Here is a 23721-nt window from a genome sequence, read left to right as displayed (position 1 = left end):
GAGCCTGGCCGGCCACCTGCATCCATGTGCCCAGTTTCACAAGCGGCGGCTAGTGAAACTCCAGGGCGTCAACGTACAGCCACTGCTTGCCGTCCCGGACAAAGCTGCTGGTCTCCGTCAGCGAATCCTTCAGTTTCCGGTTGGCGGCAGACCTGTAATGGGCCCTGAAGGTCACCACACCATCATGGTCAAAATATCCGCCTTGTTGCGTGCTCAGGATCTCCAGCAGGTACCACTGCTGGTCGGGGTCCAGCACAAGGGATTCCGGACGCGTTGCGGGATGCCAGGTGCGCAGCAGGTAGCCCGCATCGCCGAGCGCAAATGCGCTGAATCGTGAGCGCATCAATGCCTCGGCCGTTGGAGGGTAGCCGGGTTGGCTCTCGGCAGCGTTGAGGTACTTGGCGCAGCAGCTTTCGAAGAGCTCGCCGCTTTGGCAGGGGCACCTCATGGCAACGGGTGCGTCTGTGCATGGAACCATTCAATGTGTTCCCGCAGTGCCTGGGCCGCCCCGCCGCCGTCGTGGGCCAGCACGGCAGCGACGATCCCTTCGTGTTGCTGGCGCAGGGAGGGCACAATAGCGTCCCAGCGCTCCTGGCTGTCAATGGCTGCGCTGACGTAGCTTTGGATGGCTGAGCGCAGGGACTCCATCATGGCCGTGACCACGGCGTTGCCGGCCAGGGAGCTCAGCAGCACGTGGAAGGCGGCGTCCAGGACGTGGAATTCCTCCCGGCCCAGCTCCGGGGCGTTCATGGCTGCCAGCAACTGTTGCAGCTGGGCCACCTTGGCGTCGTCGTGGATGTGGCGGGCGGCCTCCACGGCGGCCCAGGTTTCCATCATGACGCGTGTCTGGACAATGTCTGCCACCGGGAAATGGTTGGTGGCCATGTGCAGGCGGAGCGTTGACGCCAGGCCGGCACTGGGGTTGGCGATGACCACGGCACCCGATGTGGGGCCGGAGCCTACGGAGGTCCGCACCACACCCATGACGTCCAGGATCCTGATGGCGTCCCGCACGGAGGCACGGGAGATCCCGTGCGCCAGCGCCATGGCGCGTTCTCCGGGGAGGTGGTCGCCCACTTTGAGCCTGCCATCGCGGAGCTCGGCCTCAATACGGTTCAGCACCGCCTCGTAGCTGCGGGTGGCGGGGATGTGGGGGGAATCTGGCGTGGACACCCCACCATTGTCCCATTTTTGAGCCGGGCCGCGTGACTCCGGGCTGGGCCGGATTCTCCGCCCGGGGCGCAAAAAATCCGCCCACCCGTTGTGCGGATGAGCGGATCTTTGTTGTTTTGGTGGAGCTGAGGGGACTCGAACCCCTGACCCCCTGCATGCCATGCAGGTGCGCTACCAGCTGCGCCACAGCCCCAAAACCTTGTTTATTCACTTTGAAAACCACCACAAAACACTGGTGTGTTTCGTGGAGCTGAGGGGACTCGAACCCCTGACCCCCTGCATGCCATGCAGGTGCGCTACCAGCTGCGCCACAGCCCCAAACCGTTTTCCCAGCCTGACCAATCGGTCTTGGCCGGAACAACTTGACTATACTAGAACACGATTTGCCGAACTTACAAATCGGCGGTTTTCACGGGCCTAATCCTCCACGGGTTCGGCCAAATCTTCCGGCAATTCATAGGGTTCCGGGAGCGTGCCAACATTATGTTCCAGCAGCCGCCAGTGGCCAATCCCGGTGCCGGCGGCGGCCGACTGGGACGCCTCCAGCACCGACCAATGGCAGTTGGAGAGCCCGGACAGGGTGCGCCACAGATGCTCGGGCAGGCCCAGCATCCTGGCAACGGCCACCCGGGTGGCCCCGCCATGGGTGGTCACCACCAGCGTGCCGCCGTCGGGCAGGGCATCAACGTTTTCCAGGACAGCCGCCACCATGCGATGGGCCACCTCCACGCGGGTCTCCCCGCCGCCAGCCCGGATGCCGGGCTCATCGCGCTGCCATTTCTGGATCTGCTCCGGAAACTGCTCGATGATCTCGTCAAAGGTTTTGCCCTCCCAATCCCCGCCATACGTTTCACGCAGGCGCGGATCCACCAGTACTCCGCCACCGGTCAAGGTGGACAGCTGCTGGGCAGTGGCAAAGGCCCGGGACAAGTCGGAGGAGAGAATCTGAATCGCCGGCTCACTGCCGCCGGCCCCCCGGCCGTGGCGCACCAGCTTCCCGGCCAGCAGGGACGCGGCCCGGCTCGCCTGGGAGGACCCCACCTCATCCAGGGGAATGTCGCTTTGACCCTGGAAACGCCGTGCAGCATTCCAGGAAGTGCGCCCGTGCCGCCAAAAAATCACCCGCCGGCGTAAACCGGCGGGTTGCAACACTGAGCGCTCTGGTTCGGTGGAAGCCATCAAGAGACACTCTCCATTCCTGAGCCCTAAAAGGGATTAGTCTTCGTGAGCGGATTCTTCGGTTTCAACGTCAACATCGGCAGGCTTCGCCGAGGGGTCCGACGCTGCCAGCTGCAGGTCGACCACGGGGCAGTCGCCGTAGAGGCGTTCGAGCGCGTAAAACACCCGGTCCTCTTCGTGCTGGATGTGGAAGACGATGTCGGCGTAGTCCAGCAGCACCCAGCGGCCGCTGGAGCGTCCCTCGCGGCGGACCGGGCGCAAATCGAACTTGTGGAGTTCGTCTTCGATGCCGTCGGCAATGGAGTTGACTTGGCGTTCGGTGGCCGCCGAGGCGATGAAGAAGATATCCGTGATGGCCAGGCGGTCGCTGACGTCAATGGCTGTTACATTCTGGGCCAGCTTGTCCGATGCCGCGCGGGCTGCTGCCCGTGCAAGGTCGATTGACTGTTCTGTTGCTGTCACTGCTGTTTCCTTTGATTGGTGAAAATTTAGCGTGTAAGGGTGGTGATGAACATGATGGCGCCAACCACGAATGCTGCCCCACCAACAATGATGCTGCCCCATTGGATCAGCATGTTCCGTTGTGTGCGTCCCAGCCCGGCAGTCATGGCATCCAGCGGCTCGAGTCCGTGGGCGTAGTCTGCCGGCATGGGCGGCATCTGTGAGCGTGTCACTTCTACCTGTTCGACGCCGGAGGCAATGGTTGGGTGCCCCCCGGTGGCCATCTCTTCGGCGCGCTTAAGCGTGCTGCTGCGTCCGCCGGTCAAGGGCCTGTTGCCAGGTCCTGGCCTGTGCACGGCCCGGGCGGCCAGCGCCGCATCGAAGCGCTCGGCACTGACGCTGGGTACCGTTGCCGGGCCCTTGCCGCGCCCCTGGGCGTTGGGTGTTGCAGCCTCGGGAGCAGCCTCGGGAGCATTGACAGCACCATTGCTGGCGGCAGGAGCCGCAGCGGCTGGCCGCACCTGGCCCGTCCGGCTCTTCCCAGCGGCACCCTGGCGCGGGGTTGCCCGCGTGACGATGGGCACGTGCGTGGTGGTGGGGGGACGCAGCACGGGCCGGCCCACCCCCGGAACCTCAATGAACTCCAGGGGAGTCACCATGGCCAGGTTGTTGGTTGCCGTGGGATCGGCAGCAGGGCGCCTGCTCTTGGCGCTTTCCTGGGCCAAGCGTTCGCGCGCCTGGGCCCGGAGGGCCAGCACCGCTGTGCGCTCGTCCTCGGCTTTTTGCGCAGCCAGCACGGCAAGTTCTTCCGTGCTAGGGGTTGTGACGGGCGGCGGACCGGCAGAGACCGGGTAGTAGCTGCCGCCGGGGACCAGCCCCGGCAAGGGCGGGAATCTGTTGGCAACTGCTGCGGCATCGGGCAGCACCAAAGCCGCCTCTGCCTCGGCGGCGCTTTCGGGTGCAACCTCGGCTGGCGCGTCGGCCTGCACCTCAACCGGGTGCGCCGGGGCAACTACTTCTTCCGCTGGCTGCGACGTGGCTGCAGGGTTCAGGGCTGCTGCCCGGCGTCCCCCACGGCTGCGTCCCCCGGTGGCGTTGGCCTGTTTGGGGGCGGCGGCCGGTTCACGGACCGGTTTCGTTGCGGGCTTGGCGTTCTTGGGCGCCTGGGCCGTCACCGGCGCCGCTTCAGTGGGCGCTACTGCGGCGGCCGGGGCTGCGTCGGCCGGGACAGGCTTGGCCGGCTTGTTGGGCACCTGGACCACCGGGTTCACGGCAGTGACGGGCGCCCGTTCGGCGTCGAGCTGTGCCTGGCGCAGGGTGCGCCGGGACGGCAGCGGGCTCAGTCCGGGAGGGTCAATGAGTTCCTTGTAGGCACGCAGGGCGGCCCTGTCACGGGCCCGTGTTTGCGACTGCCGTTCCCGTGGTGCAACTGCGCTGCCTGGGGGCGTGCTGGGGGCAGGGCGAACGGGCACCGACGGTTGTTCCGTGGCGCCTGTGGCGTGTACCGATTGTTCGCGCAGTTCCCTGCGGCTGCGAATCGGCTCCTTTTCCTTGCTCATCAATTACTCATTCAGTTCTCGAAGTCACCGGCACAATGCCAGCACTGGCATCAGTGCTCGGTTGAACGTAAAGGCCGTACTTGGCAATGTATTGCACCACGCCGTCGGGCACCAGGTACCAGACGGGGTTGTGCTCAGCCACTCGCTTGCGGCAATCCGTGGAGGAAATGGCCATGGCGGGCACCTCCAACAAACTTACGTCCTTGCGGCCCCTGTTATCGAGCACATGGCCGGGGCGTGTCACACCCACAAAATGGGCCAGGCTCCACAATTCGTCACTGTCTTTCCACGACATGATCTGGGCCATGGCATCGGCACCTGTGATGAAGAACAAGTCAGCATCCGGGCGCATGCGCCGCAAATCACGCAGGGTGTCGATCGTGAACGTGGGTCCCGGGCGGTCAATGTCCACCCGGCTCACGGTGAACTGCGGATTCGCCGCTGTGGCAATAACTGTCATCAGGTAGCGGTGCTCGGCAGCACTGACCTCGCCTTTTACCTTTTGCCAGGGCTCGCCCGTGGGGACGAAAATGACTTCATCAAGTTCAAAAACGCTCGCAACCTCACTGGCTGCAACAAGGTGACCATGGTGGATCGGATCGAATGTTCCACCCATGACTCCAATACGGAGACGATCCCGGGTGCCGTCAAGTGACGGCACCCGGCGCGTTTCCTTAGTGATTGGAGGACGCCGGACCGTCGCCGAGCGGGTGCTTGTTGGTGTGCTGGCGGTGGGGATCGTCAGTTGTCTCAACAGCTGCGTGGCGGTTGCCCAGGTTCATGAAGGACACGCAAACGAACATGAGCAGCAGCAGGGCCGCGAGCATGATGCCACCAATCACAAACGGCGGCGCGATCAGCGGTGCCAGTTCCTCATGGTGTTCCTCTGCAGCGGCTAGTACGACGCCGGCAAGCTGGGTCAGCATTATTTCTCCCCTAGGGTGCGTGGCCGGGGTGAGCTATTCACCGGTTCCGGACCATTATTGGCTTGAATTCCTTCTAATGGTACGTGGTATCTGCCCGCAGTGGCACACCGGCCCGTCAGGAAGGGCCTGGTGGCGGCCACATCCTCGAGGGTCCCACGTGACGGGCAACGTTACCCCCGGACTTGGCCCTCGCCCTGGACAATCCATTTGGTGGTTGTCAGCTCGGTCAGGCCCATGGGCCCGCGGGCATGCAGTTTCTGCGTGGAAATGCCCACCTCGGCGCCCAGGCCCAGCTCCCCGCCGTCGGTAAATCGGGTGCTTGCGTTGACAATGACGGCCGCCGAATCTACCTCGGCCACAAAAATCTCCGCGTTGGAAAGATCGTTGGTCAGAATCGCCTCGGTGTGGCCCGTGCTCCAGGTGCGGATGTGCTTGATGGCCTCGGGCAGGGAGTCAACCATCTTGACGGCCAGGTCCAGGTCCATGTATTCGGTGGCCCAGTCCTCATCGGTGGCCGGCGTTGCTGTGACACCTGCGGGCAGCACAGCCTGCACCCGCTCATCCACGTGCAGGCGGACGCCTGCCTTGCTTAGTGCCTTCAGCACCGCGGCAAGCACCGTGGCGTCCTTGTGGACCAAAAGCGTCTCCACGGTATTGCAGACACTGGGGCGCTGGGTTTTGGCGTTCAGCAAGATGTTCACGCTCATCTCTTCCTTGGCGCTGGCGTCAATGAAGATGTGCACGTTGCCTTCACCCGTCTCAATGACGGGCACCGATGAGTTGTTGACCACAGTTTGGATGAGTTCGCGGCCGCCACGGGGAATCAGCACATCAACGGCGCCGCGGGCCTTCATGATCAGGTTGGCGCCTTCGCGGCCAAACTGGTCAACGGACTGCACGGCGTCGGCGGGCAGGCCCACGGTTTCCAGGGCCTCGCGGAGAATGCCCAGTAGCGCCTGGTTGGTGTGTGCGGCGGCGGTTCCGCCGCGCAGGATCACCGCATTGCCGCTCTTGAGGGCCAGTCCGGCAATGTCCACTGTGACGTTGGGGCGTGCCTCATAAATGGCGGCAACCACACCCATGGGCACGTTGATCTGGCGCATGCGCAGGCCGTTGGGAAGGGTCTGGCCGCGCACCACATTGCCCACGGGGTCGGGCAGGGTGGCGAGGTTCTCCAGCGCGTCGGCCAGGCCCTGGACCCGCGGCTTGGTCAGTGTGAGCCTGTCGAGCATGGGCACGGAGGTGCCGTTTTCCCTGCCTGCCGCCAGGTCTTTGGCGTTGGCGGCCAAGATCCTGTCCTGGTTTTCCAACAGGGCCTTGGCAATCGCGCGCAGCCCCTTGTCTTTCCAGGCCCGGTTGGCTCCGGCCATGCGACGCGCTGCCCTGCGGGCGCGGTCGGTGATGGCCCGAACTTCGGCGGCAATATTTTGTTCAACAATCTGCTCGGTCATGCCACAAGTCTATGGCACGGGCGCAGATCGCGCTGTGAGCTAACCGTTCAGCAGCACCAGGTCATCGACGTGGACCACTTCGCGTTCAAACTCCCGGCCCAGCTCCTTGGCCAGCTCCTTGGTGGAGCGGCCCAACATTTGGGGCAGGTCCGAATGCCGGTAGTTGACCAGGCCATGGGCGAACACCTTCCCTGCGGCATCGCTGATTTCCACAGCATCCCCGGCGTCGAAATCACCGCTGACGGCCGTAATGCCGGCCGGGAGCAGCGATTTGTGCCGCTCCCCCACAGCCCTGACGGCGCCGTCGTCCAGGACCAAACGGCCGCGAATGTCGGCCAGGTGCGCCAGCCACAGCATGCGCACGGGTCGCTTGTTGCCGTTAATGCCAAACCAGGTGCCCACATCTTCTCCCGCCAGGGCGGCAGCCGCCTGGCCGGTGGAGGTGACGAGTGCGGGGATTCCTGTCTCGGCCGCGATCAGGGCAGCCTGCACCTTGGTGGCCATGCCACCGGTGCCGACGCCTGCCTTGCCGGCGCTGCCAATGACAATGCCCTCAAGGTCTTCGGGTGAGGCAATCTCGCTGATCCGCTTTGCTCCCTGGGACGGCGGACCGTCGTAGAGCGAGTCCACATCGGAGAGCAGCACCAGGGCGTCGGCCTTGACCAGGTGGGCTACCAGGGCGGCCAGCCTGTCGTTGTCACCAAATCGGATCTCATGCGTGGCCACCGTGTCGTTTTCATTGACAATGGGGACAACACCCAGCAGCAGCAACCGTTCCAGGGCACGGTGCGCGTTGACGTATTGGTGGCGCCGCGTCAGGTCCTCCGCCGTGAGCAGGACCTGCGAGGCCGTGACACCGTGGGAGGTGAAGGCACGGTTGTAATGCGCCATGAGCAGGCCCTGGCCCACACTGGCTGCGGCTTGCTGGGTGGCAAGATCCTTGGGGCGGCGGCTCAGGCCCAGCGGCAACAAGCCCGCAGAGATGGCACCGGAGGAGACCAGGATGATCTCCGTGCCAGCCAATCGGCGCTCCGCCAGCACGGCCACCAGTTGGGTGAGGGCATCTTCAGAGATGCCGCCCGCCACTGATGTCAGTGATGACGAACCGACCTTGACAACTATGCGCGCCGCGGTGGCAATCTCTTGCCGCGAGCTCAGCGAGGTCACCTGATCCTGCCCCTTATCTCCCATTAGTTCTGCGCTGCACCCGTGCTGTCGGAGCCGCCTTCTGCAGCAATGTCCGCTGCAATGACGCGGGCCTCGGCGGCCTTGCGGGTGCTTGTCTCGGTCCAGATGCCTGCCTTGCGCTCGGCTTCCAGCTCGGCACGGGCGGCAGCCTTCGCGTCGCGGCGGTCCTGCTGTTCCTCACGCTTTTGTGCACGGGTGGGGCGGTCACCAAGATCCAGCAGGCGCAGGTCGGTGCCGCGCGGGGCGGCCAGGTGCTCGGCGCCACCCATCATGGTGGGCTCCCAGTCGAAGATCATGCCATGCTCGCCACCAATGACGACGGTGTCCCCGGGTGTGGCACCGATCCTGAAGAGTTCCTTCTCGACGCCGGCCTTCGCCAGCCGGTCTGCCAGGTAGCCGATGGCTTCCTCGTTCTGGAAATCGGTCTGCTCAACCCAACGCTCGGGCTTTTCACCGCGAACACGGAACAGCGGGGACAGGTTGCGCTCCTCACGGCGAATGGTGAAGGATGTTTCGTTGACGGCGCGGGGGCGCAGAATCACCGGGGTGACCTTGACGGGAGCATCGGCGAGGGTCTTGCGTGCTGCCGTGACAATCTCTGCCATCGCGAAGCCAAGCTGCTTCAGGCCCTCATGGCTTGCCGCGGAGACTTCGAACACACGGTAGCCGCGGGCTTCCAAGTCAGCCTTGACGAAACCGGCCATGTCCCGGCCGTCCGGGGAGTCAACCTTGTTCAGGGCAATCAGGCGGGGACGGGCGTTGAGGGGAACCACGTCGCCGTCGGTTCCTGCGAAGCTCATGTCGACGTCGTACTGGTCGAGTTCGCGCTCAATAACGGCCAGGTCGCTGATGGGATCGCGGTCGGCCTCGAGTGCTGCACAGTCAAGGACGTGCACAATCGCGGCGCAACGCTCCACGTGGCGCAGGAAGTTGTGGCCCAGGCCCTTGCCTTCGCTGGCGCCTTCGATGAGGCCGGGCACGTCGGCCATGGTGAAGCGGACCTCGCCAGCCTGGACAACGCCCAGGTTGGGGATCAGGGTGGTGAAAGGGTAGTCGGCAATCTTGGGCCGGGCCGCAGACATGGCAGCGATGAGGCTGGACTTGCCGGCGGACGGGAAACCCACCAACGCGATGTCGGCAATGGATTTCAGCTCAAGGACAATGTCGGCCTCTGAGCCTGCAATACCCAACAGGGCGAAGCCCGGGGCCTTGCGTTTGAGTGAGGAAAGGGCATTGTTGCCGAGCCCGCCCAGGCCACCCGCGGCAGCGACGTACTCCGTGCCGATGCCAACGAGGTCGGCGAGGACATTGCCCTCCTTGTCCTTGATGACAGTGCCATCGGGAACTTCAAGGATCAGCGAATTGCCGTCCTTGCCGTCGCGCCAGTCTCCCATGCCGGGCTGGCCGTTGCCGCCGCGACGGTGGGGGGCATGGTGGAAGTCAAGCAAGGTGGTGGTCTGGTCGCTGACACGGAAGGTGACACTACCGCCATCGCCGCCCTTGCCGCCGTCGGGCCCGCCCAACGGTTTGAATTTTTCACTGTGAACTGAGACGCAGCCGTGGCCGCCAGTCCCGCCGGATACGTGCAAAACAACCCGGTCAACAAAGCTGGCCACTGAAATCTCCTTGAATAGAACTTGGTTTGTGCGCACCAATTATAGTCCGATGCTGGACTAGGGCCTGATACCGGCCGAAAAGTGTAGCTGTGTTAAAAGCCAGTGGAGCGAGCCATGCGGCCCGCTCCACTGGAAAAGCTTTGGTATTAGACCGCAGCGACGATGTTCACAACACGACGTCCACGACGTGTGCCGAACTCGACGGCGCCTGCATCCAATGCGAACAGCGTGTCATCCTTGCCACGACCAACACCCTCACCGGGGTGGAAATGTGTGCCGCGCTGGCGAACGATGATTTCGCCTGCCTTGACAACCTGACCGCCGAAGCGCTTTACGCCCAGGTACTGAGCGTTGGAGTCACGACCGTTGCGAGAGGAACTCGCACCCTTTTTATGTGCCATTTGAAAATGCCTGCCTTTTTACTAAAAGATTCTAAAGTGGATCGAACTTCAAAAGCGCTTGATTAAGCGATTGAAGTGATCTTGACCTTGGACAGTTCCTGACGGTGACCCTGGCGCTTCTTGTAGCCGGTCTTGTTCTTGAACTTCTGGATGACGATCTTCGGTCCACGAAGATCCTCCAACTTCTCAGCCGTAACCTTCACATTAGCCAGGTCCTTCGCGGCTGTGGTGAGCTTGTCACCATCAACCAAGAGCAAAGCGGGCAGCTCAAGCGTGCTGCCAACTCCACCGGGGACGCGGTTCATGGTCACGTGGTCTCCGACGGAAACCTTTTCTTGACGGCCGCCTGCGCGGACAATCGCGTACACCACTGGGGAACTCACTTCTCTCGACGTTTATTACAAAGTTTTTGTGCCGGTAGGAATCATGATTGACATCTACCAACCGTATGCGCCCGCTGTTCAGAATAGAACGGGCACGGGGTGCATACTACGTGCCTCAACGCCGTGGACCTCAATGGAGTTCTGCCATGGAGTGGTTGCCCTAGGTGTTGGCGTAAGCACCGAAGATCAAGAATACGCTAACTCTGTCTCCGGGCGCAAATGACACTGATTACCCGCATTTCTGGTGGACGAAAGAACAAAGCTAAATTTGTTCGCCTGCCATAGAGGAGCGGGAAACCGTACTCACCAACTTTAGCGTGGATGTGGCGAGATTTTGCCATTTTGCCCCAAGACTCGCCGCGATTGTGCCCCAGAGCTGGTGGTGTTAATCACCCAAGGCCCCCATTGGCGCGGATTTGCGGGCTGAACTGTCCACGGTGCTACCTAGGATGCTGTGTGGGGCGGCAAAAAAGTCCACCTCATACTGGGCCGAGTGGGCAAAAGCGGCCCGCATGCCTTCGCGTTCCTGCGCCGAGCCGCGCCGCGCAGCTGCGTCCATGATGGCTAAGGCAGTTTCCGTGGCCTCGGCAAAGGCTTCGTCGGCATAGGTCTCCAACCAGCTCCCGTAGGGGTGCTTGCCCGGGAAGGACACGTAGTCCTGGTGCAGTACCCGGCCAACTTCTGCGTACAGCCAGTAGCAGGGCAGCACGGCTGCCACCACTTCGCCGTAGCTGCCCGAGAAGGCCACCCCTTGAAGATGGTCAACATAGTGCTTGGTGACGGGGCCCTGACGCAGCTCCGTGGGGTACTGGCTGAGCCAGTCGCGGTGCAAGGCCAGTTCAACGTCCAGGCAGTTCTGCGCTCCGCCAGCCCAGAACTTTTGTTCCGCCTCGGTGGGCGCCAGGGCGCTGGCCCGGGCAAGGACACGCGAATAGGTGCTCAGGTACAGCGCGTCCTGGGCAAGGTAGTAGGCAAAGTGGTCATGGTGCAAGGTGCCGGCGGCGAGCTCCTTGATGAAGTCGAGGCCAAAAATGGCTTCTCGCTGCTCCTGGCATTCGTGCCAGAGCTGCCGACTGAACGCATCCAGGCTCGGCGCCGCACTGTCCCACAAGGCATGGAAGTGGTTAATGGGGCCCGCCCCGGCACCCACCGCCAACTCGTTGGCGGTTTCCAGGGCGCCACTTAGCCAGGCTTTGGCGTGGCGCACACTGGCTGCCCAGTCCCCCGTCCGCGCCTGTAGGGTGGCCACGGCGGCAGAAAGCGAACAGCCTGTGCCGTGAGTGTTGGTGGTATCCACTCGCGGTGCCGTGAACACTTCAACGGTGCCGTCACCTTGCACGAGTGCGTCCAGGCACTCCTCCCCCGGCAGGTGCCCGCCCTTGACTAGAACGGCCACACTGTAGGCAGCCGCCAGTTGGCGGCCCTGTGCCAGGGCTTCGTTGAAGTTCTTGGCCTCCGGCTGCCCCAACAAAACCGCCAATTCAACAATGTTGGGCGTGACCAGGTGGGTACTTTCCAGCAAGTCCAACAGGGCCTGGCGGGCCGCCGGGGCCATGAGAGCATCGCCACTGGTGGCCACCATGACCGGATCCAGAACCACCACGGCTGGCCGCGTCCTGGCCAGCCAGGCGCCCACGGCCGCCATGACCTCGGCAGTGCCGAGCATCCCGATCTTCACGGCATCAATCACAATGTCGGCAGAAATGGCGTCCAGCTGTTCTACCAGGAAAGCAACCGGCGGCACATGGACGCTGCCCACACCGCGCGTGTTCTGGGCCGTCAAGGCTGTCAGTGCCGCCATGGCGTAGCCGCCGTGGGCGCTGATGGCCTTGATGTCCGCCTGGATGCCGGCACCCCCTGAGGGGTCTGAGCCGGCAATGCTGAGCACGCGCGGGTGCCTGACGCCCAGTGGTTGCCGGGAGCCGGGCCTGGCGTCCGGGGTGGGTGAAGCCAAAAATGGCGGGGCAGAAAGCAAGGTTTCCATGGACATCCCTTCGCCGGTGCTAGCCGGGCAGGTTCAACGGGTCTTTTCTCAGCCGGACCTCTTGTCCAGGCACCCCGTGTCGCTCCCCACCCTAAACCCCGCCTTGCCGCTTAAACGAAACTGACCCGCAATAAACGGCGAAAAACAGGCTCAAGGAGCGATTTTTCGGCGTTTTCTGCGGGTCAGTTGATGAGGGTTACAGCTCCGAGGCGGGAACTCCAACACCTAAGATGATCGGCTCGGAATTCCTGGCCGGCTTGGCAGCAACCGGAAGGTCCACGGCAGCACTGCTGTGCTGCACCGAACCCTGTGCGGGCGCCTGCGACTCACCGGTTTCCACTGCCATGTCCGCCCCACCCTGCGCGCTGCGGGCGCTGCGGTTGCGGCGTCCACGGCGTGAGCGTGAGCGGTTGTTGCCGCCTGCCTCGGCGGTGTCCGGCGCCGACTGCTCCTGTCCCGGGCTGGCCAGCTGGTCCAGCGCCTGAGTCAGCCCGGCCAAGGCCGCAGCCTGGTCGGCATTGCTGGTCTCGGCGAATCCGGAGCTTTCGCTGCGGTGGCCGCGGGGCAGCTCAATGGCTTCCCCGCCCAGGGTGAGTGTTGCGGCGTCGGACGCATCATTGTCTTGCTGCACCCGCTGCTCAGCAACGGGAGCTGCGGGAGCATCGTGCTCATGGTGCGACGCTGCAGCGGCTGCGGCAATGTTCGCCAAGGCAGCGCGGGCCTCATGGGCCTTTTGGGCCTTCTGGGCGTCGGTGGGTTCCTCGTGGTGGGCCTCCACCGGGGCGTGCTCAGCCTGCTCCGACTCGGGCTTGGAACGGTTGCGGTTGCGCTTGCGTTCGCTGCGCGTGGACCTGTTGGCCGTGCGGTCGCCGTCGCGCTGGTCCGCCGCCACCTTGGCCGCATGGGCCTGCGGGGACTCCACAGCAACTGTGTGCACGCGGCGGTGCTCAACCGGGATCTCATGCGTGACCATGCCGCGGCCCAGGCAGGTGCCGCACTGCTCGCCGAAGACCTCCAGCAGGCCCGTGCCCATGCGCTTGCGCGTCATCTGCACCAGGCCCAGGCTGGTCACTTCAGCAACCTGATGCTTGGTCCTGTCACGGCCCAGGCACTCAACCAGGCGGCGTAGCACCAAGTCCCGGTTGGATTCGAGCACCATGTCGATAAAGTCAATGACAATGATGCCGCCGATGTCGCGCAGGCGCAGCTGGCGCACCACTTCTTCGGCAGCTTCCAGGTTATTCTTGGTGACCGTTTCTTCCAGGTTGCCGCCGGAGCCGGTGAACTTGCCCGTGTTGACGTCAACCACAGTCATGGCTTCGGTGCGGTCAATGACCAGCGAACCGCCCGACGGCAGGAAGACCTTGCGTTCCAGTGCCTTGGAGATTTGCTCGTCGATCCTGTGCGCGGCAAAGATGTCCTCGCTCTTGCTCCACTTTTCCAGGCGGTCCAGCAGATCCGGGGCAACATAGGTCACATAGGCCTCAATGGTGTCCCAGGCGTCCTCGCCGGAAACAACCAGCTTGGAGAAGTCCTCGTTGAAGACGTCGCGGACCACCTTGATGGTCAAATCGGGCTCGCCGTAGAGCATCTCAGGGGCCAGCGTCTTGTGGGAGGATGCGCGGTCGTTGATGCCTTCCCACTGGGCGCGGAGCCTGTTGATGTCATTGGTGAGCTCCTCCTCGGAGGCACCTTCGGCAGCCGTGCGCACAATGACGCCAGCATTTTCGGGCAGGTGGTCCTTCAGGACGCGCTTGAGGCGGTTGCGTTCGACGTCGGGCAGCTTGCGGGAGATGCCTGTCATGGAACCACCCGGCACAAACACCAGGTAGCGCCCGGGCAGGGAAATCTGGCTCGTCAGGCGGGCGCCCTTGTGGCCCACGGGGTCCTTGGACACCTGCACCAGGACGGAATCGCCGGACTTCAGTGCGTTCTCAATGCGGCGCGGCTGGCCGTTGAGGTTGGCGGCGTCCCAATCAACTTCACCCGCGTACAGCACGGCGTTTCGGCCGCGTCCAATGTCAACGAAGGCAGCTTCCATGCTGGGCAGCACGTTCTGGACCTTGCCCAGGTACACGTTGCCAATGAGGGAATCCTGCTGCGTCTTGGAAACAAAGTGCTCGGCCAAGATGCCGTCCTCCAGGACACCGATCTGGATCCTGTCGTCCGACTGGCGAACAACCATGACCCGGTCCACGGATTCGCGGCGGGCCAGGAATTCGGCTTCCGTGATGACCGTGCGGCGCCGGCCGGAGTCACGGGAGTCGCGGCGGCGCTGCTTCTTCGCTTCCAAACGGGTGGAGCCGCGCAGGCTCGTCACGCGGTTGGAGGCGCTGGCACTGGGCTCGGCGGGGGTGCGGGGGGCGCGGACGCGGGTCACCGTGTTGGGCGGGTCCTCGTCGCTGCCGCCCGTCAGCTCCAGATCGGCATCGCCACGGCGGCGACGACGACGGCGACGTGAGGTCACGCCGTCGTCGGGCACCTCATTGTCCTGCTCAGCGTCCGCTTCGTCCTCTGACTGGGCGGCTTCGGTCTCTGCGGGGCGGGTGCGGCGGTTGCGGCCGCGGTTCCGGCCGCGGCGTTCGCCGTCGTTGCCGTCTTGCTCGTCGTCGCGGTCGTCGTTGTCATCCTGGGCAACAACGGCAGGCACAGCCATGCTCATGTCGGGAGCCAGGAAAAGCGTGGACATGCCGCTGCTCGGGGCCATGAACAAGGCCTCGGGTGCGGCGGGGGCCTCCGCCACTTCCTCCGCCACGGACGCCTCGACGGGCGCCGGCTGCGCTGCGGCTGCCTCCTCGGCCGGGGCTTCGGCGGGGACATCCTTCTTTACTGCGGGCTTGCGACGGCTCCGCGTGGTCTTCGGGGCGGCCTCGGCTGCTGCTTCCTGTGCCGCAGGCTCAGCTGCGGGCTCCACAATTGCCTCGAGCAGCTCAGGTGCCGGGGCTGCTGCCTTCCGGGTGGCGCGGCGGGGGGCCTTGGCAGCGGGCGCGGGCTCTGCCGCGTCAACCACGTCTGCTGCAACTACTTCTTCGGCGGCCTTGGCGGGCGCTGCCTTGGTGGTGCGGGTCCGCCGGGCGGGCGCCTTGGCCACGGGGGCCTCGGCGGCTTCCTCGGCGGGAATGTTCAATTCACCCTGGACAGCAGCGGGTGCAGTAACAGGTGCCGTTGCACGGCGGCGGGCAGCCTTTTTGACGGGCGCCGCCTCGGGGGCTGCTGCTTCAACGGAGTCGAGCTCAACGGCGTCGAGCAGAGCGGCTGGCTGCTCGGCGGGAGCGGCTTCCTTTTTGGCACGGCTGCGGCGGACCGGCGCCTTCTTGGCCGGCGCTGACTCCGCTGCCATTTCAACGGCAGGAACCTCTGCCGGGCTGGTCACTGCGGCCGTGGCACGGCGCGAACGGGGAGCCTTGGCCTTGGCGGGGACCGCCGCTGCCTCTGTGGCATCAAATGTGGGCTGTTCATTATTCATAGTGGGCGTTACTTTCGCGCCAAAACAGCGCACCCACATCGAGCGCCGAAATCGGCTGATGTGCCAACACCCGCAGGCGTCGACGGAAGTCGTCTAATTACTTCTCAGGCGGCACCAACTTCTGGGTGCGCAAGCTCTGATAAGCCAATGGTTTACGGAAACTGTCCGGTGGATGGCTGCACACACTGGCAGCGTCGTCACCGGCAGCCCGTGGGCGTGCCATTGGACTGAAAGACGCATGTGGATCGCCAGTCAGCCGAAACCATTGTCTCATACGAGCCCTGTCATGGAGCAGTTTCCTCCATGGCGCGCCAAGAAACTCAAGCTACAATCAGGACACATTCACCTCATCTCGATGAAAAGGACACAATGCCTAGCACCAAAGTTTCCACCGGCGATCCGGCGGACATCGACAAGCCCGCCTTGGTACGTGCCAAACCGTTCGGATGGTTCCTGATCATCACCGGTGCCATTGCCTGGCTGGCGTCGTTCACCCTGGTGCTTGAACGCTTAGAGCTCTACAAAAATCCCAACGCCAACGCCAGCTGCGACTTCAACGCATGGATCTCCTGCAGCGACGTCATGAAGACCCCCGAAGCCGCCATTCTGGGCTTCCCCAACCCCTTCATCGGCGTCGTGGCCTTTGCCGTGGTCATCACCGTGGGAGTGGTCCTGCTCGCCGGGGCACACATGCAGCGCTGGTTTTGGCTCTGCCTACAGGTGGGCATCACCGCCGGCATGGCACTGGTGTGCTGGTTCTGGTTCACGGCCCTCTACACCTTGGCAGTCCTGTGCCCCTACTGCATGATCGTCTGGGCCATGATGATCCCCCTCTTCGTCTGGACCACAGTGCGGAACATCAATGCCGGGGTCATTCCCGCGACACCGGCCCTGACCAAGTTCATCAACGAGTGGGCCTGGGTGATTATGGGCCTGCTCTACGTGGCCGTCATTGCCTCGATCTTCTTCCGGTTCATGCACCTGATCATCCCCTCCAACGCCTAACCCTCCCATCTATGACGCAGTAGATGCGCTTTCCGGGCCATTTGATGCAACAACTGCGCCACAGATTTTCAAGTACTTGCGACGAAGGGCACCTCCCAGCTGGGAGGTGCCCTTCGTTGTAAGTACCTTGGTCTCGACAAGCTCGACCGGCGAACTATGCCTTAGGCGAACCAGATGCCGATCTCGCGCTCGGCGGACTCCACCGAATCGGAGCCGTGGACCAGGTTCTGCTGAACCTTCAGGCCCCAGTCGCGGCCCAGATCGCCACGGATGGTGCCCGGAGCTGCGGTGGTGGGATCGGTGGTGCCGGCCACGGCGCGGAAGCCCTCGATCACACGGTTGCCTTCAAAGATGGCGGCCACCACGGGACCGGAGAGCATGAATTCAACCAGGGGCTCGTAGAACGGCTTGCCTTCGTGCTCTGCGTAGTGCGCCTCGAGCTGCTCACGGGTGGCAGTGACCTTCTTCAGTTCTGCCAGGGCGTATCCCTTGGCCTCAACGCGGGCCAGGATGGCACCGGAGAGGTTGCGTGCCACGCCGTCGGGCTTGACCAGGACAAGAGTGCGCTCAATGCTCACAGTAACTCCAAATAAAATAGGTAAAAGCGTTTTCAGATTCAGTTTACTTGGCCGCAGCCGCGGAACCGTCGCCGCCGGCTTCGGGGTGTTCGCTGTCCCAGCGGGCCTGGGCCTTGGCCCGCTGAACGTTTTCCCGGTCAATCCTGGCACCGGCGTACAGGGCGAACCACCAGGCGGCTGCGAACAGGGCACCCACAACAAACATGGACGGCTCCCAGAAGCCGCCGGCAATGAGCGCCAGCTGCAGGGCCCAGCCGAAGGCGGGCCCCCACGGCTTGCGGACCACCCCGCAGGCCGCAATGAACAGGACGGCCAGGACAGCCGCCACCAGCAGATAGATGGGGTTCTTATCCTTGAGCCCGAACAGCCCCAAGCCGAGGAAGAGGGCCACGAAGGCCTCCAGCATGAGCACCACAGAGGCAAACATCAGGCGAGTGGAGCGGAGTTTTTTGGGTGTGTTGGGTTTCCACTCGCGCTGCGCCTTGGTCAACTTCGCCATGGCTTAGGCACCTTCCTTTTCACCGGGTCGGCCCAACAGGATGCGGGCCTCCCCCACCAGTGTGATGGATCCGGTGATCAGCACCCCGCCGGCCAGGTCATTGTTGGACTCGGCGCGTTCAACAGCCCACTCAATGGCGTCGTCGAGCTTCTCGGCAATGTGGATGTCCTCATCCAGCCAGCCCAGGTCCGCTGCCATCTCCGCCAGTTCGGCGGCCGGAATGGCGCGCGGTGAATTGGACTGGGTCAGGCAAATCTCAGCAGCCTCATCGCCATAGGACTCCTTGATGGTGCGCAGAATCTCCTCCGCATCCTTTTCAACCAGGACGCCCAGGACCACCACCAGCTTGCTGAACGCAAACGATTCCTGCAGGGATTTGGCACTGGCGGCAATGCCCGCCGGGTTGTGGGCCGCATCCACCACAATGGTGGGCGAGGTGCGCATGACTTCAAGACGCCCCGGGGACGTGACGGCGGCGAAGCCTTCCTGAACCAGCTCGTGGCTCAACTCCTTCTCGCCCCCGCCAAGGAATGCCTCCAACGCTGCAAGTGCGACGGCGGCATTCTGGGCCTGGTGCTCGCCGTGCAGCGGGAGCAGGATGCCTGGGTAACGGCCGGCCAGGCCCTGCAGGTCCAGCATTTGGCCGCCCACGGCGATGGTGCGTGCTTCAACACCAAATTCAATGCCCTCAAAGCGGAAGTCGGCGTGCATCTCGCGGGCCTTGTCCAGCAGGACCTGCGCGGCATCGGCCGGCTGGGCGGCACTGATGAGGAACGCGCCTTCCTTGATGATGCCGGCCTTTTCCGTGGCGATGAGGGCAGTGGTGTCACCAAGCAACTCCACATGGTCCAGCGAGATGGGCGTGATCACGGCTACCTGTCCGTCGCCCACATTGGTGGCGTCGGTGATGCCGCCCAAGCCAACTTCCATCACGGCAACATCCACCGGTTCGTCGGCAAAAATGGCGAACGCCAGGATGGTGAGGCATTCAAAGTACGTCAGTCGCTGCTCACCGGCAGCTGTGAGTTCGGCGTCAACAATGTCCAGGTAGGGGCGGATCTCGTCCCAGATCCGCACGAACGTGGCATCGTTGACGGGGGCGCCATCAATGCTGATGCGCTCGGTCACGCGGGTCAGGTGCGGGCTGGTGTAACGGCCCGTGCGCAGGTCGTGGGCCAGCAGGCCGGCCTCGATCATGCGGGCAGTGGAGGTTTTTCCATTGGTGCCGGTGATGTGGATGATGGGGAAAGCCTTGTTGGGTTCACCCAGGATGTCCATGGCCCGGAACAGCGGGGCAAGCCGCGGCTCCATCTTGTTCTCCGGGGCGCGGCCCAGCAGTTCGGCGTAGACACTTTCCACAGAGAATTCGTCGTGATTGGCAGTCATTAGGCTACGGTCCGTTCAACAGTGATGGTGGTTTCAACGTCACCGGGGATGAGTTCAAGCTTCAGCGTCAGGGTCTCGGTCTTGACCAGTTCGGCGTTCGCGTGCAGGGCGTCAACAATGTCCTGCGGGGCGCTGATAATGGTACGGATCCTGTCGCTGACCTGCAGGCCGGTGTCCTTGCGGGCCTGCTGGATGGCGCGGACCATGTCCCGGGCTGTGCCTTCGGCCTCGAGCTCGTCGGTCAGCTCGGTGTTGAGCACCACGAAGCCGCCGCCCGGCAGCATCGCAACGGCACTGGCGCCGCCGTCGACCGCGTCAGAAACTACAGTCTCCAACGTGTACTCGGACGGTTCCAGCGCAAGCCCACCGGCTGTGACAACACCGTCGGTGACCGACCAGTCGCCGGACTTGGAACCCTTGATGGCGAGCTGGACATTCTTGCCCAGACGCGGGCCGGCGGCGCGGGCGTTGACAACCAGCTTCTGCGAGATGCCAAATTCCTCCGGCGTGGCGTCCGCAGCATCAACAAAGCGCACCGAGCGGATGTTCAGTTCGTCCGCCACCACGTTGGCGCCGTCGTTGAGCAGGGCGGCGTTGGGGGCCACCACCGTCAGCTCCTGCAGGGGCAGGCGGACGCGCAGCTTGGCGGCCTTGCGCAGGCTGGAACCGGTGGAGCAGATCTGCTGGATCCGGTCCATCTGCTCCACCAGGTCGGCGTTGGGCACGAAGAGGTCGGCGTTGGGCCAGTCGGTCAGGTGCACGGAACGCCCGCCCGTCAGGCCGCGCCAGATTTCCTCGGTGACCAGCGGCAGCAGGGACGCTGCCACGCGGCACACGGTTTCCAGCGCCGTGTAGAGGGCGTCGAAGGCGTCCTGGTTCTCATCGAAGAAGCGGGTGCGGCTGCGGCGGACATACCAGTTGGTGAGCATGTCGAAGTAGACGCGCAGGGATTCACACGCGCCGGAGACGTCGTAGTCGTCCAGCTTGGCTGTCAGTTCGCGGACTAGGTCGCCGGTGTTGGCCAGCAGGTATTGGTCCATGGGATCGGAGTAGTCGTCGTAGCGGAGCTTGGCGTCGTAGCCCTTGCCACCGTTGGCCGTGTTCGCATACAGGGTGAAGAAACTGTACACATTCCACAGGGGCAGGATGACCTGGCGAACGCCGTCACGGATGCCCTGCTCGGTCACCACCAGGTTGCCGCCGCGCAGGATGGGGCTGGCCATCAGGAACCAGCGCATGGCGTCGGAGCCGTCGCGGTCCAGGACCTCGGACACGTCCGGGTAGTTGCGCAGGCTCTTGGACATTTTCTGCCCGTCGGAACCCAACACAATGCCGTGGCTGATGACGTTCCTGAACGCCGGCCGGTCAAAGAGTGCCGTGGAGAGGATGTGCAGCATGTAGAACCAGCCACGGGTCTGCCCAATGTACTCGACAATGAAGTCCGCCGGGTTGTGGGTGTTGAACCATTCCTCGTTCTCGAACGGGTAGTGAACCTGGCCGTACGGCATGGAGCCGGAGTCGAACCAGACATCCAGCACGTCCTCCACGCGGCGCATGGTGGACTGTCCCTGCTCAGGCGTGCGCGGGTCATCCGGGTTGGGCCGGGTCAGCTCGTCGATGAACGGGCGGTGCAGGTCCACCTCGCCCTCGTTGTTCAGTGGCAGGCGGCCAAAGTCGGCCTGCATCTCAGCGATGGAGCCGTACACGTCGGTGCGCGGGTACTCGGGGTCATCGGACTGCCATACCGGGATGGGTGAACCCCAGTACCGGTTGCGGCTGATGGACCAGTCGCGGGCGTTGGCCAGCCACTTGCCGAACTGGCCGTCCTTGACGTTGCCGGGGATCCAGTTGATGTCCTGGTTCAGTTCCACCATGCGGTCCTTGAAGGCTGTGACTTCCACGTACCAGGAGGAGATGGCGCGGTAGATCAGGGGTGTGCGGCAGCGCCAGCAATGCGGGTAGCTGTGCACGTAGCTGGCCTGGCGGACCAGGCGGCCGGCGTCCTTGACTACGCGGGTGATGGCCTTGTTGGCGTCAAAGACCTGCACGCCGGCGATCTCGCTCAGCGGGCCTTCGGCAAAGAGCGGCAGGAAGTTGGCGCCCTCATCGACGGAGAGGACCACGGGGATGCCGTACTGCTCGCAGACCTTTTGATCCTCCTCACCATAGGCAGGGGCCTGGTGGACAATACCGGTACCGTCGGTGGTGGTGACGTAATCGGCCAGCAGGAACTGCCAGGACTTGGCCGTGCCGTACTTTTCATCGTCGGCAAAGTAGTCCCACAGTGGCTCGTACTTCAGGCCCTCAAGCTCGGCGCCCGCGTACGTGGCGGTGACGGCGGCCGTCGCGGCAGCAGCGTCGTCGTACCCCAGGTCCTTGGCGTGGGCACCCACTAGGTCAGCCGCCAGCAGGAACTTCTCAGTCGTTGCGCCCGTGGCGACCCCGTTGGGACCCGCCGGCACGACGGCGTAGCTCACCTTCGGCCCCACAGCGAGGGCCTGGTTGGTGGGCAGGGTCCAGGGCGTGGTGGTCCAGGCGATGGCGCCGACGCCGGCCAGCTCCTGGGACAGTGCAGATTCGCCGGCGAGGATCGGGAAGGTGACAGTGACGGTCTGGTCCTGGCGGTCCTTGTAGACGTCGTCATCCATGCGCAGCTCGTGGTTGGAGAGGGGTGTCTCATCCTTCCAGCAGTAGGGCAGCACGCGGTAACCGTTGTACGTCAGGCCCTTGGTGTGGAGCTGCTTGAACGCCCAGAGAACGGACTCCATGTACTCAACATTGAGGGTCTTGTAGTCGTTGTCGAAGTCAACCCAGCGGGCCTGGCGGGTGACGTATTCCTGCCATTCGCCGGCGTACTTCATGACGGAGGAGCGGCAGGCGTCGTTGAACTTGTCGATGCCCATGGCCTCGATCTGGGCCTTGTCCGTCATGCCCAGCTGCTTCATGGCTTCCAGCTCGGCGGGCAGGCCGTGCGTGTCCCAGCCGAAGCGGCGCTCAACGCGGCGCCCGCGCTGGGTCTGGTAGCGGGCCACCAGGTCCTTGGCGTAGCCGGTGAGCAGGTGGCCGTAGTGCGGCAGGCCGTTGGCGAAGGGAGGGCCGTCATAGAAGACGAACTCGTTGGACCCATTTTCGCCGGCGTCGCGCGCATCAATGCTGGCCTGGAAGGTGCCATCCTCATCCCAGTACTTCAGGACGAGTTCTTCCACCTTCGGGAAATTCACGGAGGAGGGAACGTGCTTGGATTCGGCGTGGAGGCCGGCGGCTGCAGAGGCCTTCGGGAAGTGGGTCATCACATCATCCTGGTTGTGGGTGTTCATGTTCAGGATGCAAGGACGGCTTGCGCCGCGGTACCACCTCGCTTACCGCATTTGTTGCCAAAGACGGCCGCTCATTAGCTGCTGTGACGGGCTTACCCGTCCGGTTCTACTAACCCCCTGGTGCGCGGGGTGTTCTTCCGGAAGCTCACCGGTGATGGCCGGGTCAACGCTTTGCTGGCAAGTCTACTAGATGCGGCCGCCTGGCGTGTTTCCTAGCTGCGGATCAGCTTGTGGTTGGCGGCCTGCGCCACAGGACGCACCACAATCTGGTCCAGGTTGATGTGGTGGGGAAGCCCGACGGCGTAGCTCACCACATCTGCCACGTCGTCGCCCGTCAGCGGCGCTGCCACGCCTTCATACACTTTCTTGGCGGCCTCGGCGTCGCCAGCCAAACGGTTGAGGGCGAATTCCTCGGTCTGCACCAGGCCGGGCACCACCTCGATGACGCGCAGGTTGTTGGCCACTTCCTCCAGACGCAAGGCACTCGTGATGGCGTGCTGGGCAAACTTGGCAGCGTTGTAACCGGCACCGCCCTCGTAGGCGGACAGTGCTGCGGTGGACGTCAGATTCAAGACCGTGCCGTTGCCGTGGGCGCGCAGGGCCGGCAGGAAGGCTTGGACCATTTTCATGGTGCCCAGCACGTTGACCTGGTACATCCAGTCCCAGTCTTCTGCCTTGGCGCTGGCCACGTGGTCCGCACCGCGGGCGCCGCCGGCAATGTTGATCAGGGTGTCCAGGCCGCCGTTGGCTGCCACGAAGTCCACGAGGGCCGCAACGTCGTGGTCCTTGGTCACATCCGCGGCAAAAGCCAGGGCCCCAGTTTCCTGGGCCAGCTTTTCAAGGCGGTCGGCGCGGCGGGCCACCGCGACCACGGTCCAGCCGTCGGCGCGAAGTTTACGGACGGTTGCCTCGCCAATGCCGGAACTGGCGCCGGTGACAACTGCATGCTTGGAAGTGTTTTCAGCCATGTATTAAATGTAGCGTGCACTGTGCTCCCCCCGGATCAGGTCCTCATCAACACGCAATATCCATACTCTGACGCCTGCGCATCATTTGCCGTGTATGTGGCGCCACGAAAATTGTCAAGCTGTGTTGAGTCACTTGGCTAGTTTTTGTGGTGTTTTTGGTTTGGGCAGGTTGATTCCGACGTGCTTGGCTGGGGCTGGTGT

General features: G+C 63.7%; 20 protein-coding genes, 2 tRNA genes and 1 riboswitch. Of the genes, 1 reads left to right on the top strand and 21 read right to left on the bottom strand.

The features are described from left to right. Positions 1-49: 49 nt before the first annotated feature. The 16 genes from ACX80Q_RS05150 to ACX80Q_RS05075 all read right to left on the bottom strand — a co-directional run bounded on the left by ACX80Q_RS05150 (position 50) and on the right by ACX80Q_RS05075 (position 15767). The gene (locus ACX80Q_RS05150) at positions 50-448 is read right to left on the bottom strand and encodes a YchJ family protein (protein WP_459329450.1); all 399 of its coding nucleotides are present in this window, start codon (positions 446-448) and stop codon (positions 50-52) included. Continuing rightward, positions 445-1173, bottom strand: coding sequence for a FadR/GntR family transcriptional regulator (locus tag ACX80Q_RS05145; RefSeq protein ID WP_459329449.1), 729 nt, complete (start codon positions 1171-1173; stop codon positions 445-447). Before ACX80Q_RS05145 ends, ACX80Q_RS05150 begins: the two co-directional genes overlap by 4 nt. A 117-nt stretch (positions 1174-1290) precedes the next feature. After that, positions 1291-1366: transfer RNA gene (locus ACX80Q_RS05140), tRNA-Ala, on the bottom strand. A gap of 52 nt (positions 1367-1418) precedes the next feature. After that, a tRNA-Ala gene (locus ACX80Q_RS05135) sits at positions 1419-1491 on the bottom strand. A gap of 99 nt (positions 1492-1590) precedes the next feature. Further along, the gene (locus tag ACX80Q_RS05130) at positions 1591-2352 is read right to left on the bottom strand and encodes a histidine phosphatase family protein (RefSeq protein WP_459329448.1); all 762 of its coding nucleotides are present in this window, start codon (positions 2350-2352) and stop codon (positions 1591-1593) included. 36 nt (positions 2353-2388) lie between these two features. Beyond that, positions 2389-2814: a ribosome silencing factor gene (rsfS, locus tag ACX80Q_RS05125; protein WP_459329447.1), complete on the bottom strand. Its 426-nt coding sequence runs from the start codon at positions 2812-2814 to the stop codon at positions 2389-2391. 26 nt (positions 2815-2840) lie between these two features. Then, positions 2841-4352: a hypothetical protein gene (locus tag ACX80Q_RS05120; protein ID WP_459329446.1), complete on the bottom strand. Its 1512-nt coding sequence runs from the start codon at positions 4350-4352 to the stop codon at positions 2841-2843. Positions 4353-4359: 7 nt separating this feature from the next. Beyond that, positions 4360-5013: a nicotinate-nucleotide adenylyltransferase gene (gene nadD / locus ACX80Q_RS05115; RefSeq protein ID WP_459329445.1), complete on the bottom strand. Its 654-nt coding sequence runs from the start codon at positions 5011-5013 to the stop codon at positions 4360-4362. Positions 5014-5026: 13 nt separating this feature from the next. Then, positions 5027-5278 (bottom strand): hypothetical protein, encoded by a 252-nt coding sequence (locus ACX80Q_RS05110; protein WP_459329444.1) that lies wholly within the window; start codon positions 5276-5278, stop codon positions 5027-5029. Positions 5279-5448: 170 nt separating this feature from the next. Continuing rightward, positions 5449-6729 carry a glutamate-5-semialdehyde dehydrogenase gene (locus ACX80Q_RS05105; RefSeq protein WP_459329443.1) on the bottom strand — a complete coding sequence of 427 codons (1281 nt, stop codon included), beginning with the start codon at positions 6727-6729 and terminating at the stop codon, positions 5449-5451. A gap of 39 nt (positions 6730-6768) precedes the next feature. Further along, on the bottom strand, positions 6769-7920 hold the full coding sequence (gene proB, locus ACX80Q_RS05100; protein ID WP_459329442.1) for a glutamate 5-kinase: 1152 nt from the start codon (positions 7918-7920) through the stop codon (positions 6769-6771). Further along, positions 7920-9533, bottom strand: coding sequence for a GTPase ObgE (gene obgE, locus ACX80Q_RS05095; protein WP_459329441.1), 1614 nt, complete (start codon positions 9531-9533; stop codon positions 7920-7922). The genes proB and obgE overlap by 1 nt, the downstream gene beginning before the upstream one ends. 146 nt (positions 9534-9679) lie before the next feature. Further along, a complete protein-coding gene (gene rpmA, locus ACX80Q_RS05090) occupies positions 9680-9934 on the bottom strand; it encodes a 50S ribosomal protein L27 (RefSeq protein WP_103465521.1) in 255 nt (84 codons plus the stop codon). A gap of 62 nt (positions 9935-9996) precedes the next feature. Then, positions 9997-10305, bottom strand: coding sequence for a 50S ribosomal protein L21 (gene rplU / locus ACX80Q_RS05085; RefSeq protein WP_044573640.1), 309 nt, complete (start codon positions 10303-10305; stop codon positions 9997-9999). Between the two features lie 397 nt (positions 10306-10702). Continuing rightward, positions 10703-12307: a bifunctional hydroxymethylpyrimidine kinase/phosphomethylpyrimidine kinase gene (gene thiD / locus ACX80Q_RS05080; protein ID WP_459329440.1), complete on the bottom strand. Its 1605-nt coding sequence runs from the start codon at positions 12305-12307 to the stop codon at positions 10703-10705. Then, positions 12290-12388, bottom strand: a riboswitch (TPP riboswitch). It overlaps the preceding gene by 18 nt. Positions 12389-12497: 109 nt before the next feature. Next, positions 12498-15767, bottom strand: coding sequence for an Rne/Rng family ribonuclease (locus ACX80Q_RS05075; RefSeq protein ID WP_459329439.1), 3270 nt, complete (start codon positions 15765-15767; stop codon positions 12498-12500). 369 nt (positions 15768-16136) lie between these two features. On the opposite strand from ACX80Q_RS05075, the gene ACX80Q_RS05070 reads away from it, so the two are divergent. Then, entirely contained in the window at positions 16137-16772 is a 636-nt protein-coding gene (locus ACX80Q_RS05070) for a vitamin K epoxide reductase family protein (RefSeq protein ID WP_459329438.1), read from the top strand. A 161-nt stretch (positions 16773-16933) separates the two neighbouring features. Here ACX80Q_RS05070 and ndk read toward each other — a convergent pair whose 3' ends face one another. The 5 genes from ndk to ACX80Q_RS05045 form a co-directional block, all read right to left on the bottom strand. After that, positions 16934-17350, bottom strand: coding sequence for a nucleoside-diphosphate kinase (gene ndk / locus ACX80Q_RS05065; RefSeq protein WP_459329437.1), 417 nt, complete (start codon positions 17348-17350; stop codon positions 16934-16936). Positions 17351-17393: 43 nt separating this feature from the next. Then, positions 17394-17849, bottom strand: a complete 456-nt coding sequence (locus ACX80Q_RS05060; protein WP_459329436.1) for a DUF4233 domain-containing protein — start codon at positions 17847-17849, stop codon at positions 17394-17396. 3 nt (positions 17850-17852) lie between these two features. After that, a complete protein-coding gene (locus ACX80Q_RS05055) occupies positions 17853-19235 on the bottom strand; it encodes a bifunctional folylpolyglutamate synthase/dihydrofolate synthase (RefSeq protein WP_459329435.1) in 1383 nt (460 codons plus the stop codon). Beyond that, on the bottom strand, positions 19235-22525 hold the full coding sequence (gene ileS, locus ACX80Q_RS05050) for an isoleucine--tRNA ligase (protein ID WP_459329568.1): 3291 nt from the start codon (positions 22523-22525) through the stop codon (positions 19235-19237). Before ileS ends, ACX80Q_RS05055 begins: the two co-directional genes overlap by 1 nt. A gap of 239 nt (positions 22526-22764) precedes the next feature. Beyond that, the gene (locus ACX80Q_RS05045) at positions 22765-23520 is read right to left on the bottom strand and encodes an SDR family oxidoreductase (RefSeq protein ID WP_459329434.1); all 756 of its coding nucleotides are present in this window, start codon (positions 23518-23520) and stop codon (positions 22765-22767) included. Positions 23521-23721 lie beyond the last annotated feature (201 nt).

The sequence above is a fragment of the Arthrobacter sp. HLT1-20 genome, assembly GCF_054510895.1.
This window is presented reverse-complemented; position numbering and strand designations above follow the sequence as displayed.

Bases quoted from the DNA above. Each gene is read 5' to 3' on its own strand.
- ACX80Q_RS05150 (WP_459329450.1), bottom strand. From the start codon at position 448: ATGAGGTGCCCCTGCCAAAGCGGCGAGCTCTTCGAAAGCTGCTGCGCC.
- ACX80Q_RS05130 (WP_459329448.1), bottom strand. From the start codon at position 2,352: ATGGCTTCCACCGAACCAGAGCGCTCAGTGTTGCAACCCGCCGGTTTA.
- ACX80Q_RS05120 (WP_459329446.1), bottom strand. From the start codon at position 4,352: ATGAGCAAGGAAAAGGAGCCGATTCGCAGCCGCAGGGAACTGCGCGAA.
- ACX80Q_RS05110 (WP_459329444.1), bottom strand. From the start codon at position 5,278: ATGCTGACCCAGCTTGCCGGCGTCGTACTAGCCGCTGCAGAGGAACAC.
- ACX80Q_RS05105 (WP_459329443.1), bottom strand. From the start codon at position 6,729: ATGACCGAGCAGATTGTTGAACAAAATATTGCCGCCGAAGTTCGGGCC.
- proB (WP_459329442.1), bottom strand. From the start codon at position 7,920: ATGGGAGATAAGGGGCAGGATCAGGTGACCTCGCTGAGCTCGCGGCAA.
- rpmA (WP_103465521.1), bottom strand. From the start codon at position 9,934: ATGGCACATAAAAAGGGTGCGAGTTCCTCTCGCAACGGTCGTGACTCC.
- thiD (WP_459329440.1), bottom strand. From the start codon at position 12,307: ATGTCCATGGAAACCTTGCTTTCTGCCCCGCCATTTTTGGCTTCACCC.
- ACX80Q_RS05075 (WP_459329439.1), bottom strand. From the start codon at position 15,767: ATGAATAATGAACAGCCCACATTTGATGCCACAGAGGCAGCGGCGGTC.
- ACX80Q_RS05070 (WP_459329438.1), top strand. From the start codon at position 16,137: ATGCCTAGCACCAAAGTTTCCACCGGCGATCCGGCGGACATCGACAAG.
- ACX80Q_RS05060 (WP_459329436.1), bottom strand. From the start codon at position 17,849: ATGGCGAAGTTGACCAAGGCGCAGCGCGAGTGGAAACCCAACACACCC.
- ACX80Q_RS05055 (WP_459329435.1), bottom strand. From the start codon at position 19,235: ATGACTGCCAATCACGACGAATTCTCTGTGGAAAGTGTCTACGCCGAA.
- ileS (WP_459329568.1), bottom strand. From the start codon at position 22,525: ATGACCCACTTCCCGAAGGCCTCTGCAGCCGCCGGCCTCCACGCCGAA.
- ACX80Q_RS05045 (WP_459329434.1), bottom strand. From the start codon at position 23,520: ATGGCTGAAAACACTTCCAAGCATGCAGTTGTCACCGGCGCCAGTTCC.